The organism is uncultured Treponema sp., from assembly GCF_945873775.1.
Classification (GTDB): Bacteria; Spirochaetota; Spirochaetia; order Treponematales; family Treponemataceae; genus Treponema_D.
In genome coordinates, this window is sequence record NZ_CAMCEC010000009.1 from 80939 (window position 1) to 99041 (window position 18103).

The following is an 18103-nucleotide window of genomic DNA, read 5'->3' on the forward strand; positions in this document are numbered from 1 at the left end:
TTAGAATTGAAGTCCTAAGCCAAAGTATGCTTCCCAAGCTTTTCCCTTTCTCCATGAGCTGTCAAAGTCCATGTGGCCGTTGAGAATCTTTTTAGAAAGGTCTACACCAAGGCTTGCGCGAACGACAAAGCTTTTCCATTTTTCAGGGTAAACAAGAGCTTCAAGCCCGCCTGTGTAAATTCCTTCTTTGTAGTTCAAGTTCGAGCCAGTGCCTCTGTTTTTTATCAATGCCGCATCAAAGAACGGACTTAGCTGAAACTCAAAGTTCAGGTACTTGAAAATTTTATGTGGCAAAAATGCAATTGCTTTTACGACTTTTGGCTTTGTGTCATAGCTTCCGAACAATGCATAGCTCCAGTCAAGCCAGCGGACGGTAACAATGTGTATTGGCATATCAAAGTTGAAAACTATCGCAGCTGGAGTTTTTAGCGCGTAGTTGTCCGCATCAACTTCGTAGTCATCGAATTCCTGTTTATCTGGTGCGCCTCTTAAATATTCGCCGATTGAAAATTTTGTGTTGTATCCTGCAAATCCGTTTGCGTTGATTGCAAAACCAATATATTTGAAGCTTTTAAACAATTGTAAATTTGCTTCAACTGATGGAACTACCTTTTCATCGATTGTATCTGCCGTTATGTCCCAGCCCATGTATTGAGACGCAGAAAATGAATATCCAGTTCTAAAGTTGTTTACGCCTACCCAGTTTATATTGCTGAAACTTATTGTCTGTCCCGGCTTTATCATTGGAGTTTGGTACAAATCATCGTTGCTTTTGCTGATTCCGTTTCTGTCCCAGTTGTGTGTAAAGTTTATAGAAGGCGTGTAAGTAACTTCTGTTGTGTTCCCTATATAGCCAATTGAAAAAGGAACAGAAATTGTCGCGTCTTCTACAAAGTAAAGGTCATCATCGTATTTTTCATAGTCAAGATTTTTTATTATTGATTGTGAAAACTCAAATTTGATTTTATGCATGCCAATTGGAACAACAACTGCAATTCCTGTTGTGAAGTCGTATTCTGGAGCTTCTTCGCCTATTACCCAGTTGAAATCAAAAGAATTGCTCCAAGTATTTTCTGTAATTCCGATGTCAAAAGGGTAGTCGTAGCTAAAACCGAATCCTGTTGTTACTTTTGAATAATTATCAGGCTCATCGTCATCTCCAAAGTTCAAATTCAAATCAACATTTAAATCATTCATAAGTCCTAGAAAATTGTTGTCTTTGAGCTTGAGTTTGATTTCTATTCCTGAGTTCGTGTCTAAAGATGGCTTTGGAAAAATCAGCATTGAATGTGAATCTTTAAAAGTGTATTGCGCTTCAACAAGATTTATTCCGTCTTCTGTAGTTTCCGTTATTTCGTATGAATATTCGATGTCTGTAAGAAGCCTTGTGTTTTCTATATCCTGATATATGTCATGAAGATATTTTTCAAGCTCTTCCTGCGAAGTGAAAATTTTTTTATAGTTTATATCTGTAATGTTTCTTTTTAATGCTGACTCTTTTGTTTTTCCTTTTGAAATAAAGTCAACTTTTTTAACTTGAAAAAATTCTTCCTGTGCAAAAACTGCTGCTGCGCAAGAAAGCACAACTAAGACAAGTGTTTTTTTTAAATTTTTCAGCATAGATCAATAGGCTCCTTTGCCTTTTATAACAACTCCAACTGTTTTTATCAAAATCCAAATATCAAGCCACACAGACCAGTTTTGAATATAATAAGTGTCTAAATTTATTCTTTCTTCATAGCCTGTGTCGCTTCGTCCGGAAATCTGCCACATTCCGCTTAATCCTGGCTTTACAGAAAGCACATAGTCTGAATATTTTCCATACTTTACTAGCTCAGGCTCTGTAACTGGACGCGGACCGACCAAGGACATTTCACCAACGAAAATGTTCCAAAGCTGCGGAATTTCATCAAGGCTGGTTTTTCTAAGAAATTTTCCAAGTTTTGTTACACGCGGATCGTCTGTGAATTTTCTGTCTTTTTCCCATTCAGCGGCTCTTACCGGATCATTTTCAAGAATTTCTTTTAGCTTTTTGTCTGCATCGATGCACATTGATCGGAATTTCCAGCATTTTAAAACAGAATGATTTTTTCCAACTCTTTTGTGTCCATAGAAAACTGGTCCCGGCGAACTTATTTTTATTGCAATTGCTATAATTAATGTGAGTGGAATCAAAATGGGCGCAACGCAGATGCAGGCAAGAATATCGATTGCCCTTTTTAAAAACAACGAGCTCTTTTTTGTAAGATAGTTTGTTGAAGAGAACGCAAGAATTCCGCCGAAATCTTTCATGTGCAAAGACATTGTCGTGTTCAGCTGTTCTCTTGGCACGCGGATTAAATATCTGTAGTTTGTCTGAAGCTCTTCAAGATTTTTATTGAATCCGCATAGAATTCCAACTTTTATGTTGATTTTCTTTAAAATTGCTGAAATTTCAGCGGACTGCTCGACAATTTTTATTCCAAGGAATTCATCTTTATGAATGACAGAATCCGTTACAATAAGAATCGGTCTGTAGCCAAGATATTTTTTTTTCAAAAGCCGATCTACGATTAGGTTTGCCCTGTCATCTTTGTTATAGACAACCGCAGGAACTCCCCACCATGAGAATTTTGCAAAAAATCTTCGGCTTAGTTCTCTTCCAAGCGGAAGCAAAATTGTCGCAAATGGCCATGAAAGCACAAGCGCCACTGCAATCGGAATAAGGTCTTTGGTGGATTTTATAGTTGTGAGCGCAAACGCTTCTCCAATAAGAATGAAAAACGATGAAAGTGAAAATCTTCTTACTTCATCTTCAGGAGCTAAAAGAATTCCAGGGTAAAGTCCATTCAAATAAAAAACAATAAAAACAGCTGGCAAAAAAACTGAATATTTCAAAAAAGATCTGAAATTTATGCAGGCAGGATCAACCGCATTTACAATAAAAAATCCGATGCAAATTGAAAGCATAAATAGCAATTCATCTATAAAAGCAAGTGAAATGCCGGAAACAAATGAACTTGTATGCTTGTATTGAGATTTTAAGTATTTTTCTAATTCTTCTGCGTTGATACTAGAAATCATAAGTCTATCCAATATAAAGGAAAAAAGCGAAATTGTCTATTGTTACACATAAAAACGCATTATTTTCTAGTTATTTCACTTAAAATCAAAGACGCTGTTTTTTTATAGGAATATTTTTCAGGTATTTCTCCAAGCGGACTGTCATCGCAAAAAGTTTTTAGCATTTTTTCACATAAATCGCTGCTGTTTCCGCTTTGAAAAAACACAACTGGAAATCCTTCGTAAATTTCTTTGAAAACTGGAATGTCTGAAATAACGGCTTTTGTTCCGCAATAAAGGGCTTGCAACGGCGGAATTCCAAATCCTTCATAAAGCGATGGCTGCACCAAAAATTTTGTCCGGCTTAAAAGCAGCAGCAGTTTTTCATTTTCAACAAATCCAGTGAATTCAATTGAATTTGGAAATTTGGCGTTTATCTCGCTTATTTTTTCTGAAATGCTATTGTCTTTTGTTCTGAAATTATCCTGCGAGCCTACAATTAAAAGTTTTGGCTTTTGTGAATTGTTTTCAAGCTGATAGAATTTTTCAAAAGCTTCAAGCAAAACGGAAAGTCCTTTGTGCTTTTTTATGTTTCCGATAAAAATTATAGAATTATCTTTTTGAACGTTCGGACATTTTTTTTCCATATAACTTGGAAGCCCGTTATAGACAACCGCAATTTTTTTCTTGCATTTTAGAACTTTTTCAATTCTTTCCTTGCTGAAATTTGAAACTGTAAAAATTTCTTTGGATTTTTTTATTGCGCGTTTGTAGAAAAATTTTCTTGCAATGATTCCGGCTTTTCCGCAGAGTCCTTTTACATCGAGAAAAACAATGTCATGGATTGTTGAAAAAACTGGAATTTTTATTCCGCCTGGAATATTGCAGTATGGAGAAAAATAAACATCGCACGAATTTATTTTTTTTAAAAGCTCTTTCGGAAAAAAGAACATTTCCTTCAGCGAAAAAGTTTTTACATTGCAAGGCTCTCCTTCTTGATTTCCGAACAGAAACAATTCATTTCCGCTGCTTTTTAAATATGGAAGAATTTCGTCTAAAAAAGTTCCTATTCCGCTTTTTCCGCTCATGCGGCAGTCAACTGCAATTTTCATTTGCTTCACCCAAAAATTACTGTTCGCTGCTGAACAATGGCGCCCAGTTTTCTTTTACAAAAATGTTGTCGTGAACTGTGAACCATTCGTCTTTTGGAACTGGGAAAGAAGTCTGTTTTCTTATGCGTGTGCTTTGTGCCTTTGCAATTTGAATTTTTACAAATGGAGCTTTGTCTTCTACAAGGAACGGAAAGCCTGTAAATGGATTTTTTGCCCCCCCCACAATGTCTTTTGTTGCAAGATATGGCGTGTCGGCATTTGTCATAAAAGTCATGTCTTCTTTTACCGGACCATGCGCATAAAAATCTTTTACGAGCAAAGTCGCAACAACGTTCTGCTTCTTCAGTTTTGAGCCGCTTTCATTTTGCAGTTCTGGAACTTGCGCTGTTGTTCCATGGTCAGAAACAATTATAATTCTTGTGTTGTCATAAACTCCAATGGATTTTAAATAGTCAAAGAATTTTTCATACGTATTGAAAACAGCCATCATTGTTGTAAAGTGATCGTGTTTTGCATATTTTCCAGGACCGAATTTTGTGGCTTCATTTCCTGTTGGAACATAATCTGGATAGTCTAGCAAAATTGATTCGTGCACAGTTTCATTGTCAATCATTATAAAGCTGTTTTTATCTGAAGTTGCGTCTGTAAGCTGTGGAAGATAGTCAAGTTCTGAATAATTGTCTACAAAGCGAGGCAGTCCGTCGTTGTAAGAGTCAAAAGATGTCCAGTATTTGTTATGATAAACAGTCCGTCTAAAAACTGGCGAAACCATTTTGAAAATGCTGAACCAAATAAAATTCCGCTTTATGTCTTTTGCAAGAAACTGAACTTTTTGAATTCCGTGCTGCTGATACCAAAGGTCGGAGTATGCGCCTCTTGTTTCCGCGCGCTTTACATATTCATAGCCCTTGTACATATTTTCAATCGGATACTCAAGGTAATTTTCGTACGGAAGTCCAGAAACTGTTGTGCTAAAGCCTGCTTCATGAAAAACAACAGGAAGCGTCAAAAGCGCCTGGTTGTGCTTTTCCTGCAAAGATTCATTTGTTCTCTGGTTCATTTCGTAAGGCGTAAAACTGTAGCCTCCAAAAATTCCAGGAGTTCCAATCATTGTGTATCTTCCAAACGAAACTGCATTTTTATAAAAAGTGAATCCGTCAAATTTTTCTCTGAAAATAGGCTTTTCTTCAAAACAAGGCTCAACGAAAGGCATGAAAAGTCTGTCCTGCATGATTACAATGACATTTTTTCCTGTTTTCGAAAGATGATAGACTGGCTCAATTTCAGTTTTTATTGACGGCGGCTGCATTTTTTTGAATTCTTTATTTATTTTTATGCAGTTCGAAAATGAATTCATAAAAAGAGCAGCAACTACAATGGCGGCGCAATAGCTGATTATTTTAGCCTGCTTATTTACAATTATAAAAATTGCCGCAATGATTCCTGCAATTGCCGCAATGTTCAGCAGGAACGAAAGTAAAGTCGGCTTAAAAAGCTGCGGCTGCATAAAAATACATTCAGGCAGAATAGGTCCGTAGCTTCCTGAAAATGCAAAAGTATTTAAAAGTGCAACGAATGCCATGATTGGAAAAATCAGAGCAAATGATTTTTTTATTTTTGCTGAAAAAAGCGCGTAAAAACAAGCCGGCCAAAACAAGAAAAGTCCCGCCGCCTGAAAAAAAGTATTGAACAAAAATACAAAGGGCGATTTGTAGTTGTCAACATAGCAATATTGTTCCGGCTCGCTTTCCATAAGTGTGGAAGGAATTTGAAGTCCTGCAAGAAACGCCAGCAAAATTGCTGATAAAATAAAAAGTGAAAATCTTAGCTTTTTGTTTTTGTCAAGAATAGAAAATTTTCTTTCAAGAATGTCAGAAGCTTTTTTTACTACAAAAGGAATAACTGGAAGACAAAGAGCAAAAACAGCAACAAGAATTCTGAACTCAACTTTGATTTTTCTTAAGATTGTCGCAGTTGAAATAAAAAGCAAAAATGCCGTGATGCACAATATTGTATAAAGAACTTTTTTAGGATTTTTAAGTTTATAGAAAATATTTTTTACGAGTGAAAAAATATTATTCATTGTCCAGTAGACAACAAGTCCCGCCGGAGAATTGTAAAGCAGCAAAAGAAAAACCGCCGCGCATCCAAAAATCTGTATTTTTTCATTGATTCCATGGCCTTTTGAATAAAGCGCGCCGGAAATGCAATTTATTAATGTCATTGCGATTGGCAGGACATTTATATAGAAAGAACCAATCTTAAAAGTCGCGTCTGGATTTCCAAAATCTTTTATAAATAAAAATGAAACGCCTTTCAGTGCTTCAAGATGAGAAAGAAATGTGTAAGCAGATATAAAAAAAGGAATCTGAATCAAAAGGCTGAATGAAGAGCGCAGCGCCATAAGCGGATGGTAGTGATTCTGCTTGTAAAAAGTTGTAAGAATCATGTACTGCTCATCGCCTTTGAAAAATTTCTTGATTCTTTTTGTGCCGGGCTTTAGTTTTTCCTGAATTTCGCGTTCTTTTTCCTGCCATTGCTCTGCAACCATATAAAGCGGAAGCGTGCAAAGTGTAACAACAATGCTAAGTCCTATTACTGCAAGTCCGTGATTATTTGTTATTTCAAAGAAAAGTGTGAAAAAAAATTCAAGAATCTGTATAATCGGAGCAATTATTATATTAAAAAGAGCGTTAAGCATTTTTTCCCTCGTCGCAAAGAATTTCTTCTGCTATTTTTTTTATTAGGCGTGAAGCTTTTCCGCGGTGGCTTATTGCATTTTTTTGTTCAGCTGTAAGTTCCGCGGCAGTTTTTCCGAGCTCAGGAAGATAGAAAATCGGGTCATATCCGAATCCGCCTGTTCCTCTTGCATCTTCAATTTTTCCGACAATTTCGCCTTCCATTGTTTCCTGCACAACAAAAAGCCTGTCGTTTCTCATGTAAAGAACCATTGAGCAAGTGTAATGCGCAGTCCGCTTTTGAAATTTTCCAGAGGAAATTGAATCCGTTATCTGCTGAATTAAAAATTTATTTTGTTCTTCCTGCGGAATTTTTTTTCCGTCAGGTTTTCCGCACATAAAATCCGGACCTGCATAACGCGAAGAATAAATTCCTGGAGCTCCGTTCAGGGCATCTGCGCAAATTCCAGAATCATCGGCAAGAACAGGGGAGTGAACAATTTCCCACAATGCTTTTGCTTTTATAAGGCTGTTCTCGTAAAATGTCGAGCCGGTTTCTTCTGGATCAAAGTCAATTCCCTCGTCCTTTGGAATTACAATTGTATGCTCTGGAAAAAGCTCCGATACTTCACGTTTTTTATTTAAATTTCCGGTTGCAAGATAAATTTTCATTCCAAAAGAATAGCATTTTAAATGCTTGTTGTCGAGAGAATGACGGATTTCTATTCATCGCCGCTAAAAATCTCCTTTGCCTTTGAAACAAGTGAAGCAACGTGGCGCGGGCTCATTGAAAGAAGTTTGCCAACCGTTATGTTTGTGGGAACAGGAATTTGCCTTGAAAGCTCTTCAATCGATTTGCGCCATCTTTGGTCATGCGAATTGAATTTTTGCAGCTCCTGTTCAGTGCAGCCTGACTCTTTTTGCGCTTCCCGTTGTTTTTGCATTGAAAATTTCTTTCTATAAAAGTATGCAAAATTTCGTTTTTTAAATAAATTCTGAAACCGCATTTCCTTTTTTTCAATTGATTCCTTTGCGCTCATGATCATTTTTCTAAGTTTTTCCTTGCTGCATCCTGTTGCTGCGGAAACTTTTTCAACAAGCGGATCCGTAATGCTGAAGCAAGATTTTAATGCGAGGACAAGGCAAAGCTCTTTTGTAAAACTCTCGCTGATTTTTGCTTTTCTTTCGGAATGTCTTGAGCCTGCCGAATATTCAAGATTTTTCTTTGCAACTTTAAAAAGTTCTTCTGTTGTCATTTCGTTTTCAAAGTAAATTTCTTCATTTTCAAGAACTAAACTTGATTCTTCAACAACTAAGGTTTCGCAGCAGGATTTTCTTTCGTTTGCCAAAAACTGCTTCTTTTTCCGCCATAAAGCTGACGCCTGCAAAACTCCGTAAATGTAAGTTGAAAAATCGCTTATTTCAGGATTATACTTTTTTAATATGTGGACAAAATGTTCCGCCATGTAAACAAGAAAATCCGAAAAATCATCTTCGCTCATGCTTGCAAGTCCCAGCTCAAATTTTCGCCTGAACATGAATTCCAAAAGCAAATTTTTTGTTTCCTCTTCGCTTGTCTTTTTCTCGCTGAAATCCTTCCAAATTTTTCTTGCTTCTGCCGTAGTTTTTTCACTCATAATTTCTCCTGTAAAAAGTCAATGAGGAAATTTCAATTTCCGATTTGGCTTTTTAAGCATATCCGCAATGAAATGAGAATATGCAGTAGATAAGGAAGTTTGCGACGCAAACTTGTGAATAAAAACTTTGACGCTATCTTAGTCAAGGTTTTTATTGCACTCTCCTGTAAAAAATGATTGTGTGAAATAAAAACAGCAAGACTTATGCCAAGTGAAATTGCATGGAATTTGTGTGTTTTCTTTGATTTTTTTGATATTTTATAGCTGAAAAAATAACTGGCGGCTGTAAGCTTTTTCAAAATATAACAGGATTTTTGTTATTTTCTGTTATTTGATAAAAAAAGATTGCAGAAAAACTAACAAAAAAGCCTCCATTTCTGGAAGCTTTTTCTTGTGCTTTATAATTTTGTGGAAGATTGATTAAAGGACTTTTGCGAATTCTTTTAAGATTAAAGGAAGCAATGTTTCAATTTTGCCTTCTGTGCTTGCTCCGGCAGCATTTTTGTGTCCGCCGCCGCCGAATTTAGAAGCGATTGCGCTAACATCGCATTTTTCCTTTGAACGCAAGCCAAGTGTGCATGAAAATTCTGTTTCTTGTCGAATGAATAAAACAGCTTCAACGTTTTCAACTTCAAGCATTAGAGCATAAAAAGCGTCGCTGTCTCGTCCGTCCTGTCCGAATTTTCTTGTGTCGTCCATTGTTTCGAAAGTTACAACAAGTTTTCCGTTGAAATGACGTTCCGCGTGGTCTAGCATAATTCCCAGAAGCTTTCTTGTGTTCCACTGCTTTCCGCCTGTCATTTCCTGATAAATTTTCCTTGGATTTGCGCCGGATTCCACAAGCCTTGCAGTTCCCTTGAAGACTTCCGAACTGTCTTCTGTAAGATACTTGAAAAATCCTGTGTCGGTTGCCATTCCAAAGAAGAAAATATCCGCCTGTTCTTTTGAAGGTTTTCCGACAAGCGATTCAAAAAGCTGCTGGACAAGACAAGATGCCGCCGGGGAAGTTGGATCTATTATATTATCTGAATTTTTTACATCCGCTGTTTTGTGGTGGTCAATTATGAATGTGCTGAATCCTTTTAAATCCCCGTCAATATCGCCAAGTCTTGAAAGTTCCGAGCAGTCCGCGATTATAAGTCCGCATGAATTTCTTTCGTCCTGAGTCATGAAGGGCAGGGCATTTTTGAATTTTGGCGCGAATTTTTTTATTTCGTTTCTTTTGAAAGGACCTGCATTGAGCATTATGTAAGGTTTGTTGATTTTATCCAGAATAAATGAAAGCCCTATGCAGCTTGAAATGCAGTCTCCGTCAGGCTCTTTGTGTCCTGCAATAATAAAACTGTCATGTGAATCTAAAAAGCTTTTGAATTTTGAAATTTGCTCTTTTGAAATAAGAATCATATTTTCCTGCCTGAAATTAAAAAAGACCTGACCCTGAAAATTTCAGAACCAAGTCTCCTTAATAAAAATTGTGTTTTGCTACTTATTAATTTTTCTAGTAGTCAAGAGTAAGCGAGTCTGCGTCAGTTCCGTCAATCTGCATTCCGCTAGGAGCAATTGCCCAAAGTGAATTGAACCGGTTTGTAGGAGCTGTAATCCAAACTTTTAGGAATTCACCGTTCTGGCTTATTACTGTCATGTATGGAGAAAGACCTTTTGGCATAGTTCTGAAGTTAAGTTTTCTAGCTCCGTCCTCATTTTTGAACCATTTTTTTGGAAGAACCGCAGTTCCGATGTCTATGCCCTGTTTTTCGTAAAGCACAACATAAGCGTCTTTCTGGTCATAAATTTTGAAGATTCTTACATTCTGGTAAGAAATTGTAGATACATTGTCTCCGTGATTCCATACAGGCTGTTTTGCTTGCTCGTTGTTTTCCTGTGAAACTGCTGGCAAAATCATTGCAAGTGCAAGAACTGATACGGCAAAAAATTTCTTCATGAATTCCTCCGAATTTATTCTATTATTATATAAGCGCGAGCATAATGGCTTTTATGGTGTGCTTTCTGTTTTCCGCCTGATCCCAGACTTTGCTTGCGCTGCTTTCGAAGACTTCTTCTGTAACTTCCTGTTCTTTTACAGCAGGAAGGCAGTGCAGGAATATAGTTTCAGGCTTGCCAGTTGCTTCCATAAGCGCCTTGTTCACTTGGTATGGCTGAAGCAATTTTACGCGTTCTTCTTTAAGCGATTCTTCACCCATGGAAACCCAAACATCAGTATAAAGGCAATCTGCATTTTTGACAACTGAAATTTTATCGGAAACAGTTATGGTTGCCCCGGATTCCTTTGCGAATGGCGCGCATATTTCCATTATTTCGTTGTCAGGCGAAAGCTCTTTTGGCGCAAACACGCTGAAATTGATTCCGAACTTGGAACAGATGAGCATAAGGGAACGTGCCATGTTGTTTCTTCCGTCTCCGCAGAAGCAAAGCGAAAGTCCTTTTAAATGCCCGAAATTTTCCTTGAGTGTCATAATGTCCGCAAGAACCTGTGTAGGGTGGAAGTCGTCCGTAAGTCCGTTTATAACAGGAATTCCTGAATATTTTGCAAGGTCTTCAACATGGGACTGCTTGAATCCGCGGAATTCTATTGCGCTGAACATTCTTCCAAGAACTCTTGCTGTGTCCTGAACGCTTTCTTTTCCGCCGAGCTGAATATCGTCAGTTGACATAAAGACAGGATGCCCGCCTTCTTCGCCGAATGAAGTTTCAAAAGAAGATCTTGTGCGTGTGGAACGCTTTTCAAAAATGAGCGCGATTGTTTTTCCTAAAAATCTCTGGTGAAGTTCGCCTGCATGGGACTCTTTTTTTACTTGAAATGCCCAGTCTAAAATCTGGCTGATTTCCTCAGGCTTCCAGTCAATCCAGTTTAAAAGGCTTCTTCCTTTGAAAGGGCTTTTGAATTCTTCTGCCTTCATCTTGCTTCCTCCGTTGTGGATTACGATTATAAGATTAATTGTGTATAAAATCAACTGTTTATGCAAAATTGTGCAGTTTTTATGTATATTTATACATCTTTTTTTATTTTATGCTGAAATACATTGAATCAAGTTATCCTTGTGCAACATATTTAACATAAATAAAAAAAGCACCTCAGAAAACTGAAGTGCTTAATTCTATAGTGGCAATAGGGATCGAACCTATGACACATGGAATATGAGTCCATTGCTCTACCGACTGGGCTATGCCACCACGAATAAGCAGACTATAGCACGCTACAAAAAATGTGTCAATAGAAGTTTTCAAATTTCTGTAGAATTGAAGAAAAATTTTATTTCAGCAAAGAAAAACTATAATATTTATAGAAGAAAAAGCATTTGGGTAGCTTTTTTTTTGCTCAACAAGTTGCACAGAATGATGCATTTTTCATTTGACAAAAGTTTTGAAAATTCATATATCTATTTCAAATGACAAAGGATTTGACAACAGGAAGCCCTATGCGGCTGATTTTAGGATTTTCGGTTCCAGTTTTCTTTGGATATTTGTTCCAGCAGTTCTACAATCTGGCGGACACAGTGATTGTAGGAAAATTCCTTGGAGTTTCCGCGCTGGCTTCGGTTGGCTCTACGGGGGCGGTCTGCTTTCTGATTATCGGGGGCTGCATGGGAATCTGCAACGGCTTTGCTATTCCTGTTTCGCAGAAATTCGGGGCAAAGGACTATGATTCCATGCGCAAGTTTATCGCAGGCGGAGTCAAGCTGACCGCTGCAATTGCCGTTCTTGTTACGACTGTTACAGTTGTTTTCTGCAAGCCTCTTCTTGTTCTTATGAAAACTCCTGCTGACATCTTTGACGGCTCTTACGGCTATCTTGTTATAATCCTTGCGGGAATTCCAGCTTCCCTCGCTTACAATCTGCTTGCGGCTGTAATCCGTTCCCTTGGAGACAGCAAGACTCCTCTTATTTTCCTTGTTGTTTCTTCCGTGCTGAATATCGCCTTGGACTTGTTTTTTATCCTTGCGCTGAATTCTGGAGTGGAAGGAGCTGCGCTTGCGACTGTAATTTCCCAGGCGGTTTCAAGTGTTGCCTGCTTGTTTTATATTCTTAAAAACTACCCGATTCTTCATCTTTCCAAGGAAGACTGGAAGATAAGCGGCCATCATGTGTATGTTCTTCTTTCCATGGGGCTTCCTATGGGATTGCAGTATTCTATCACCGCGATTGGAAGCGTTGTTCTTCAGACTGCCGTAAACAGCCTTGGCTCTGTTGCGGTCGCTTCTGTTGCTGCGGCAAGCAAGATTGCAATGTTCTTCTGCTGTCCGTTTGATGCCATGGGAACAACTATGGCGACTTATGGCGGACAGAACACCGGCGCGCACAAATTTTCTCGTCTTAACCCCGGAATATTCAGCTGCTCGTTCCTAGGGCTTGTCTATGCGCTTTTTGCCTTGGGCATTATGCTTGTTTTCGGACGGACTCTTGGACTTCTGTTTATTGATTCAGGGCAGGAGGAAATCCTTGGCAACATCTACAAATTCCTTGTGATTAACAGCGCATTTTACTTTCCGCTTGCGCTTGTGAATATTGTGCGCTTTATGATTCAGGGAATGGGGTTCAGCCAGCTTGCGGTTTTCGCGGGGATTTTTGAGCTTGCAGGGCGCGGACTTTTTGGGCTTGTCTTTGTGCCTGTGTTCGGATACACTGCCGCCTGCTTTGCTTCTCCTGCTGCCTGGATTCTTGCGGACAGTTTTCTTATTCCTGCCTACTTTATCTGCAAAAAGCGGCTTGAGCGTTAGTTTTTCTATGGGATTGCCGGAATACGCCCGGCAATGACAATTTTCCCTAAAAATGCGGCAAATTCCTGAGGAATATTTGATATTCTTGCAATTTTATGCATTTTCTTCTGGAATATGTATAAATATTGAGGAATACTGTATATTCTTCTGGAATATTGAATTTTTCTGTGGAATATACAATATTCTTGAAGTTTTTGCATAAAAATTGAAGAATAAAAGATATTCTTGACGAATATGCAATATTCCAGAGTTTTTATTCATTTTCTTGCATAAAATTCTTTTTTTCTGCATAAAATCACCTTTTAATTTCGTTTTTCCTTTCATTCTTGGGTATTTTAGTGTGTCATTATCGGGCTTGACCCAATAATCCGTGAAAAAAATACAACAGATTGCCCAATCGAGTCGGGCAATGATAGGTAGTAAAGCATGTCAATGACAACTAGCAAAAAACTGCGATGCTGCTTTCTTAAAAATACCTAAACTCAAGCCTAAAAAAGCCGATGAATAATTGAGAGTGCCGTTTGCGGCTTTTCAGTTAGAAAAAAGAGGTTTTTCCTATGAGATTTAAGAGGCTGGCTCTGCTGTTCATCGTGGCTTGCTCGGTTTTCTGCGCCAATGCAGTTTCTGTTGCTTTTCAGATTGTCCAGCACGGGGATTCGGAAATTAGAAGTTCTTCCTACGTTATTGAGGAAGGCTTGTTCGACTTTTTCTTTGGAAAGGGAATCATAATTTCAAATTCACCCGCCATTGCTTCTGACAGCGTGGAAAATGACGCTTCTTTTTTTGAAAAGTCCAGACAGGAGGCTTGGGAAGGCGGCGTTGATTATTTTGTGGAGCTTACAGCAGATTTCAGCTCTTCATCTTCAACAAATCCAGACGCTGACCTTCTTGCGAATCTTTCAAGCCTTTCGTATAAAGTTTTGAGTGTTGGTTCTGGAGCGGTTCTTGGGAGCGGAAAAAAAGTTCCTCCTGCTTCAAGCCAGTTCAAGGACAAGCGCAAGGGACTTTCCGATTTTGCTTTTGGAATAGCAGACGATATATATAAAATCATCCGTAGGTAGGGGACGTATGAAAAAGTTTTTATCTGGAATTTTATTTTTGTTGATTTCCGTTTTTATTTTTGCCGACTCAAGCGCTTCGGTTGAAGGCGTGATTGAAGTTGCTGGCAAGGATGAGCTTCCGGCCGGATATTTTGGAAAGGCTGCAGGCTATCTTCCTGGGGACAGCGTTTCAATTACAAATCCGAACACTGGAATCACTTTGCAGATTCTGAACCTTGGCACTTTGGACGCTTCAGGCGGAATTGCCATTCTTATTTCGGAAGAGTCTGCAAAAAGCCTTGGAATTGAGCGGAATTCAGGCGTAAAGGTAAAGCTTGCCCCTCGCTCAGGATATTTTGACGAGACAGTTTCAGGAAGCGCGGTTCTTGATGAAAAAACTTTGCCAGCTGAAAAAGCAGAGCCTGCTGTTGAAGCTCCGTCCGAGCCTGCTGTTCAAGCCGAGCCAGAATCCGCCCCTCAGTCTGCCGAAAATGTGGCTGTTGTTGCCGCGGAAACTGCTGCTCCAGTTGCGGTTGCGGGTGTTCCTTTGATTGCGGACACGGATGACAGCGGCGAAGAAGAAAATGCGCAAGTTTCGGCTGTAGAAAATGAAGATGAAGTTCCAGCGGATGAAGACAATCCTGCGGATGAATCTGAAACTCCGGCAGAAGAAAATATTTCCGAAGATGAAGCTGATTTTTCAGATGAGGAAAAACTTTCTGCTGAGCCAGTTGAAGAAGAGGCTACTGCGGATGAAGAGCCTTCTGTTGAGTCAGTTGAAGAAGAAACAGAGCCTGTAGTTGTTGAAGCTCCGGCTCCAATTGAAGAATGCGAAGTTCCAGAAACGGATGAAGCTGCTGCTGATGAAATTCCAGAAGAGCCTTATGAAGACTACGAAAGCGTGGAAGACGGATTCCTTGAGTCAAAAGAAGCAGTTGAGCAGCCGTCTCCTGCAGAAGAAAGCGAAGAGGAAGCTGTAGCTGTTGAAGAGCCTGCTCCAATCGAAGAGGAAACAGAAGATGCGCCAGAAGAAAATGCTGAGCTAGTTGTTGTGGAAGAACCGCAAGCAGAAGAAGAGCCAGAAAGTCCTGCTGAAGATGAAATAGAAGAAGAGGCTGTAACAGTTGAAGAGCCTGCTCCGATTGAAGAAGATTCCGCTGTTGAAGAAAACCAGATGGAAGAAGTTTCAGAGCCAGAGGAAGTTGTTGCAGAACCTGCTGTAGAGCCGGAAGCCCAAGCGGAACCAGAAGTTCAGTCTAGCGAAGAAAGCGAAAGCAGCGATTATGCTCCGATTATTCTTGTTCCTTCCGAGCCTGAATCTCCAGAGCCTTCTGAGCCTGCTTCTTCGGAAGATGAGCCGATTGAAATTGTTCTAGTTGAGTCTGTTCCAGAGGAAAAAACAGCAGAGTCAGAGCCTTTGCGCTCCGAATATCCTGTAAATATTCAGGATCACGTGGTTTCTTCTGAAAGCGCTCTTGCAAGCAACTGCTACTATATTCAGATTGCAACGATGGGAAACATTAAGAATATTGAGAATCTTCTTGTTAAATATTCAAAATATCCAGTTTTGCTTATTCCTGCTGGAAAAAATTACCGTGTTCTTGTCGGACCTCTTTCTGTGGACGAATACGGCGCGGTTCTTGCAAAGTTCAAGGATGCAGGATTCAAAGACGCGTTTGTCAGAAAAAGATAATTTATTTTGCAAATAAATAAAGGCGGAAGTCCCGTTCGCGGATTTTCCGCTTTTTTTTGTTTTAAATGAAAAAAAATTTGCTTTATATAAAAAGGTGATATATAATAAAGTCAACTCGTGTTGATAACTTGTATAAAAATTGGAGGTTTTATGAAACTTTTTAGAAAATGCATTGGAACGGCTGTTGCTTGCGTTTCAGTTCTTTCGTTTGCGGCGTGCGGACTTTCTACAAAAGCCCGTGGTTCAGCGAATATAACAGTTCTTCCTGTTGAAAATCTTGCTGATGATTTTGTAATGGGAGTTGATGTTTCATCCATGATTTCCGTGGAAGATGCTGGCGGCGTTTTTTATGATGCGAACGGAAAAAAAGCGGATTTGCTTGAGCTTCTAAAAATTGGCGGCGCAAACTGTGTTAGAATCCGTGTGTGGAACAATCCTTTTGACGCAAACGGAAACGGCTACGGCGGCGGAAACAATGACATTGAAACTGCTGCAAAAATCGGAAAAAGAGCCACAGATGCAGGGCTTGGCGTTTTAATTGATTTCCATTACTCGGATTTCTGGGCCGACCCGAACAAGCAGTCAGTTCCAAAAGCCTGGAAAAACATGACATTCGATGAAAAAGAAGCTGCATTGTCAAAATATACAACTGAAAGCCTTGAAAAACTTAAATCTGCCGGCGTAAAAGTTACAATGGTTCAGGTTGGAAACGAAATAAACAATGGAATGTGCGGCGAAATGTACGATGACAAAGTTTTGGCTTTGGTAGGAGAAGGCTGCAAGGCTGTAAGAAATTTCGACAAAAACATTCAGATTGTTGTTCATTACACAGATCCGCTTTCTGAAGGATATTTGGAAAAAAGGGCAGGGCTGCTTGAAAAATTCAATGTTGACTACGATATTTTTGCAACTTCATATTATCCTTTCTGGCACGGCGAAGCTGGAAAACTTGCTGTTACACTGAAAAAACTTTCAAATATTTACAATAAAAAAGTCATGGTCGCAGAAACTTCATATCCGTTTACAAATGATGACGGCGATGGATTCGGAAACGTTGTGTCTGGAATGTCTTCGGAGCAGGAATTTGACTATCCGTTCTCTGTTGAAGGTCAGGCTGTTGCGGTTCGGGACGTAATTGCGGCTGTCGCTTCTGTAAAAAAGGGCGTTGGCGTGTTCTATTGGGAGCCGGCTTGGATTCCTGTCCGCCACTATAAGCCTGAAGCTCCTGATGCTCAGTCTGTTCTTGAAGGAAATTTCCAGGCATGGGAAAAATACGGCTGCGGCTGGGCTTCTTCTTATGCTGCTGAATATGACAAGGAAGTTCGTTCTGCAAGAAACGGCGGCACTTGGGACAATCAGGCTTTCTTTGACTTTGACGGAAAATGCCTTGATTCAATCAATGTATTTAAATATGCGCGTACAGGCTCAAAAGGCAAGCTGAATGTAATCCGCGTGGAAAATCCTCGTGTTGAATTTGCCTACGGAAAACAGGAATCGTTGCCAAAAACTGTAAAAGTCGTTTACAATGACGGTTCTGTAAAAGACGAGCCTGTCGAATGGGACGCGGCTGCCTCAAAAGCTGTAACAGAAAAGCCTGACTTTGGCGAATATAAAATTCCTGGAAAACTCAAAAAAGGTGGAAAGGCTGAATGCACTGTAAATGTTACGGCAAGCAATTTCCTTGTAAACGGAAGCTTTGAAAGTGGCGATCTTACTGGCTGGACTGTTGAAAATCCTCTTGGAAAAGGAACTCCAAAAATTGACAAGAACAACCAGAATGCAAAAGAAGGCGTCTGCTACTTTACCGCATGGGAAAAAGACAATTTTGAATTCACAGTTTCTCAGACTGTAAAAGAATTTTCTGCCGGAAAATACAAGTGCTTTGCGCATTTTGAAGGAACTGGAATAAAAAATCCTAGCGGAACAGTTTTCAAGGCTGTTGTTCAGAAAAAAGACGGAAGCAAAACTGAATTCACTTGCGATGTTACAATTCCAAACACTTGGAAAAAATTCTACAAAGCAGAGCTTCCTGTAATTGAACTTGACGATTCAACCGAATCTATAACTGTCGGCGCGCTTATAAAAGCAGAATTTGACGCTGCGTCAGGTGCAAACGGAGCTTGGCTTGTAATGGACGACGTTAACTTGCTCCTTGTTGAATAATA

General features: G+C 39.3%; 14 protein-coding genes and 1 tRNA gene. 4 read left to right on the forward strand and 11 right to left on the reverse strand.

Going from position 1 to position 18103, the window contains the following annotated elements; all coding sequences use genetic code 11:
* From Q0N70_RS06395 to Q0N70_RS06440, 10 genes are all read right to left on the reverse strand, one after another.
* The gene (locus Q0N70_RS06395; RefSeq protein WP_294015072.1) at window positions 1-1620 is read right to left on the reverse strand and encodes a hypothetical protein; all 1620 of its coding nucleotides are present in this window, start codon (window positions 1618-1620) and stop codon (window positions 1-3) included.
* Between the two features lie 3 nt (window positions 1621-1623).
* Window positions 1624-3063: an undecaprenyl-phosphate galactose phosphotransferase WbaP gene (wbaP, locus tag Q0N70_RS06400; protein ID WP_294015075.1), complete on the reverse strand. Its 1440-nt coding sequence runs from the start codon at window positions 3061-3063 to the stop codon at window positions 1624-1626.
* Window positions 3064-3122: 59 nt separating this feature from the next.
* Window positions 3123-4154: a glycosyltransferase family 1 protein gene (locus tag Q0N70_RS06405; protein WP_294015077.1), complete on the reverse strand. Its 1032-nt coding sequence runs from the start codon at window positions 4152-4154 to the stop codon at window positions 3123-3125.
* A 16-nt stretch (window positions 4155-4170) separates the two neighbouring features.
* Complete coding sequence (gene yidC / locus Q0N70_RS06410; RefSeq protein WP_294015078.1) at window positions 4171-6855, reverse strand: membrane protein insertase YidC; 2685 nt, start codon at window positions 6853-6855, stop codon at window positions 4171-4173.
* Window positions 6848-7504: an RdgB/HAM1 family non-canonical purine NTP pyrophosphatase gene (gene rdgB / locus Q0N70_RS06415; RefSeq protein ID WP_294015080.1), complete on the reverse strand. Its 657-nt coding sequence runs from the start codon at window positions 7502-7504 to the stop codon at window positions 6848-6850. The genes yidC and rdgB overlap by 8 nt, the downstream gene beginning before the upstream one ends.
* 50 nt (window positions 7505-7554) lie before the next feature.
* Window positions 7555-8469: a hypothetical protein gene (locus Q0N70_RS06420; protein WP_294015082.1), complete on the reverse strand. Its 915-nt coding sequence runs from the start codon at window positions 8467-8469 to the stop codon at window positions 7555-7557.
* A gap of 420 nt (window positions 8470-8889) precedes the next feature.
* Window positions 8890-9873, reverse strand: a complete 984-nt coding sequence (locus tag Q0N70_RS06425; RefSeq protein ID WP_294015084.1) for a bifunctional oligoribonuclease/PAP phosphatase NrnA — start codon at window positions 9871-9873, stop codon at window positions 8890-8892.
* A 94-nt stretch (window positions 9874-9967) separates the two neighbouring features.
* Complete coding sequence (locus Q0N70_RS06430) at window positions 9968-10411, reverse strand: hypothetical protein (protein WP_294015086.1); 444 nt, start codon at window positions 10409-10411, stop codon at window positions 9968-9970.
* A gap of 25 nt (window positions 10412-10436) precedes the next feature.
* Window positions 10437-11387 (reverse strand): ornithine carbamoyltransferase, encoded by a 951-nt coding sequence (argF, locus tag Q0N70_RS06435; RefSeq protein ID WP_294015088.1) that lies wholly within the window; start codon window positions 11385-11387, stop codon window positions 10437-10439.
* A gap of 201 nt (window positions 11388-11588) precedes the next feature.
* Window positions 11589-11661 (reverse strand) — tRNA-Met (locus Q0N70_RS06440).
* A 215-nt stretch (window positions 11662-11876) separates the two neighbouring features.
* Here Q0N70_RS06440 and Q0N70_RS06445 point away from each other — a divergent pair.
* A complete protein-coding gene (locus Q0N70_RS06445; RefSeq protein WP_294015090.1) occupies window positions 11877-13205 on the forward strand; it encodes an MATE family efflux transporter in 1329 nt (442 codons plus the stop codon).
* A 93-nt stretch (window positions 13206-13298) separates the two neighbouring features.
* Here Q0N70_RS06445 and Q0N70_RS06450 read toward each other — a convergent pair whose 3' ends face one another.
* Window positions 13299-13529 (reverse strand): hypothetical protein, encoded by a 231-nt coding sequence (locus Q0N70_RS06450; RefSeq protein ID WP_294015092.1) that lies wholly within the window; start codon window positions 13527-13529, stop codon window positions 13299-13301.
* Window positions 13530-13762: 233 nt separating this feature from the next.
* On the opposite strand from Q0N70_RS06450, the gene Q0N70_RS06455 reads away from it, so the two are divergent.
* From Q0N70_RS06455 to Q0N70_RS06465, 3 genes are all read left to right on the forward strand, one after another.
* Window positions 13763-14266: a hypothetical protein gene (locus Q0N70_RS06455; RefSeq protein WP_294015094.1), complete on the forward strand. Its 504-nt coding sequence runs from the start codon at window positions 13763-13765 to the stop codon at window positions 14264-14266.
* A 7-nt stretch (window positions 14267-14273) separates the two neighbouring features.
* The gene (locus Q0N70_RS06460; RefSeq protein ID WP_294015096.1) at window positions 14274-15938 is read left to right on the forward strand and encodes an SPOR domain-containing protein; all 1665 of its coding nucleotides are present in this window, start codon (window positions 14274-14276) and stop codon (window positions 15936-15938) included.
* 150 nt (window positions 15939-16088) lie between these two features.
* A complete protein-coding gene (locus Q0N70_RS06465; RefSeq protein ID WP_294015098.1) occupies window positions 16089-18101 on the forward strand; it encodes a glycosyl hydrolase 53 family protein in 2013 nt (670 codons plus the stop codon).
* Window positions 18102-18103 lie beyond the last annotated feature (2 nt).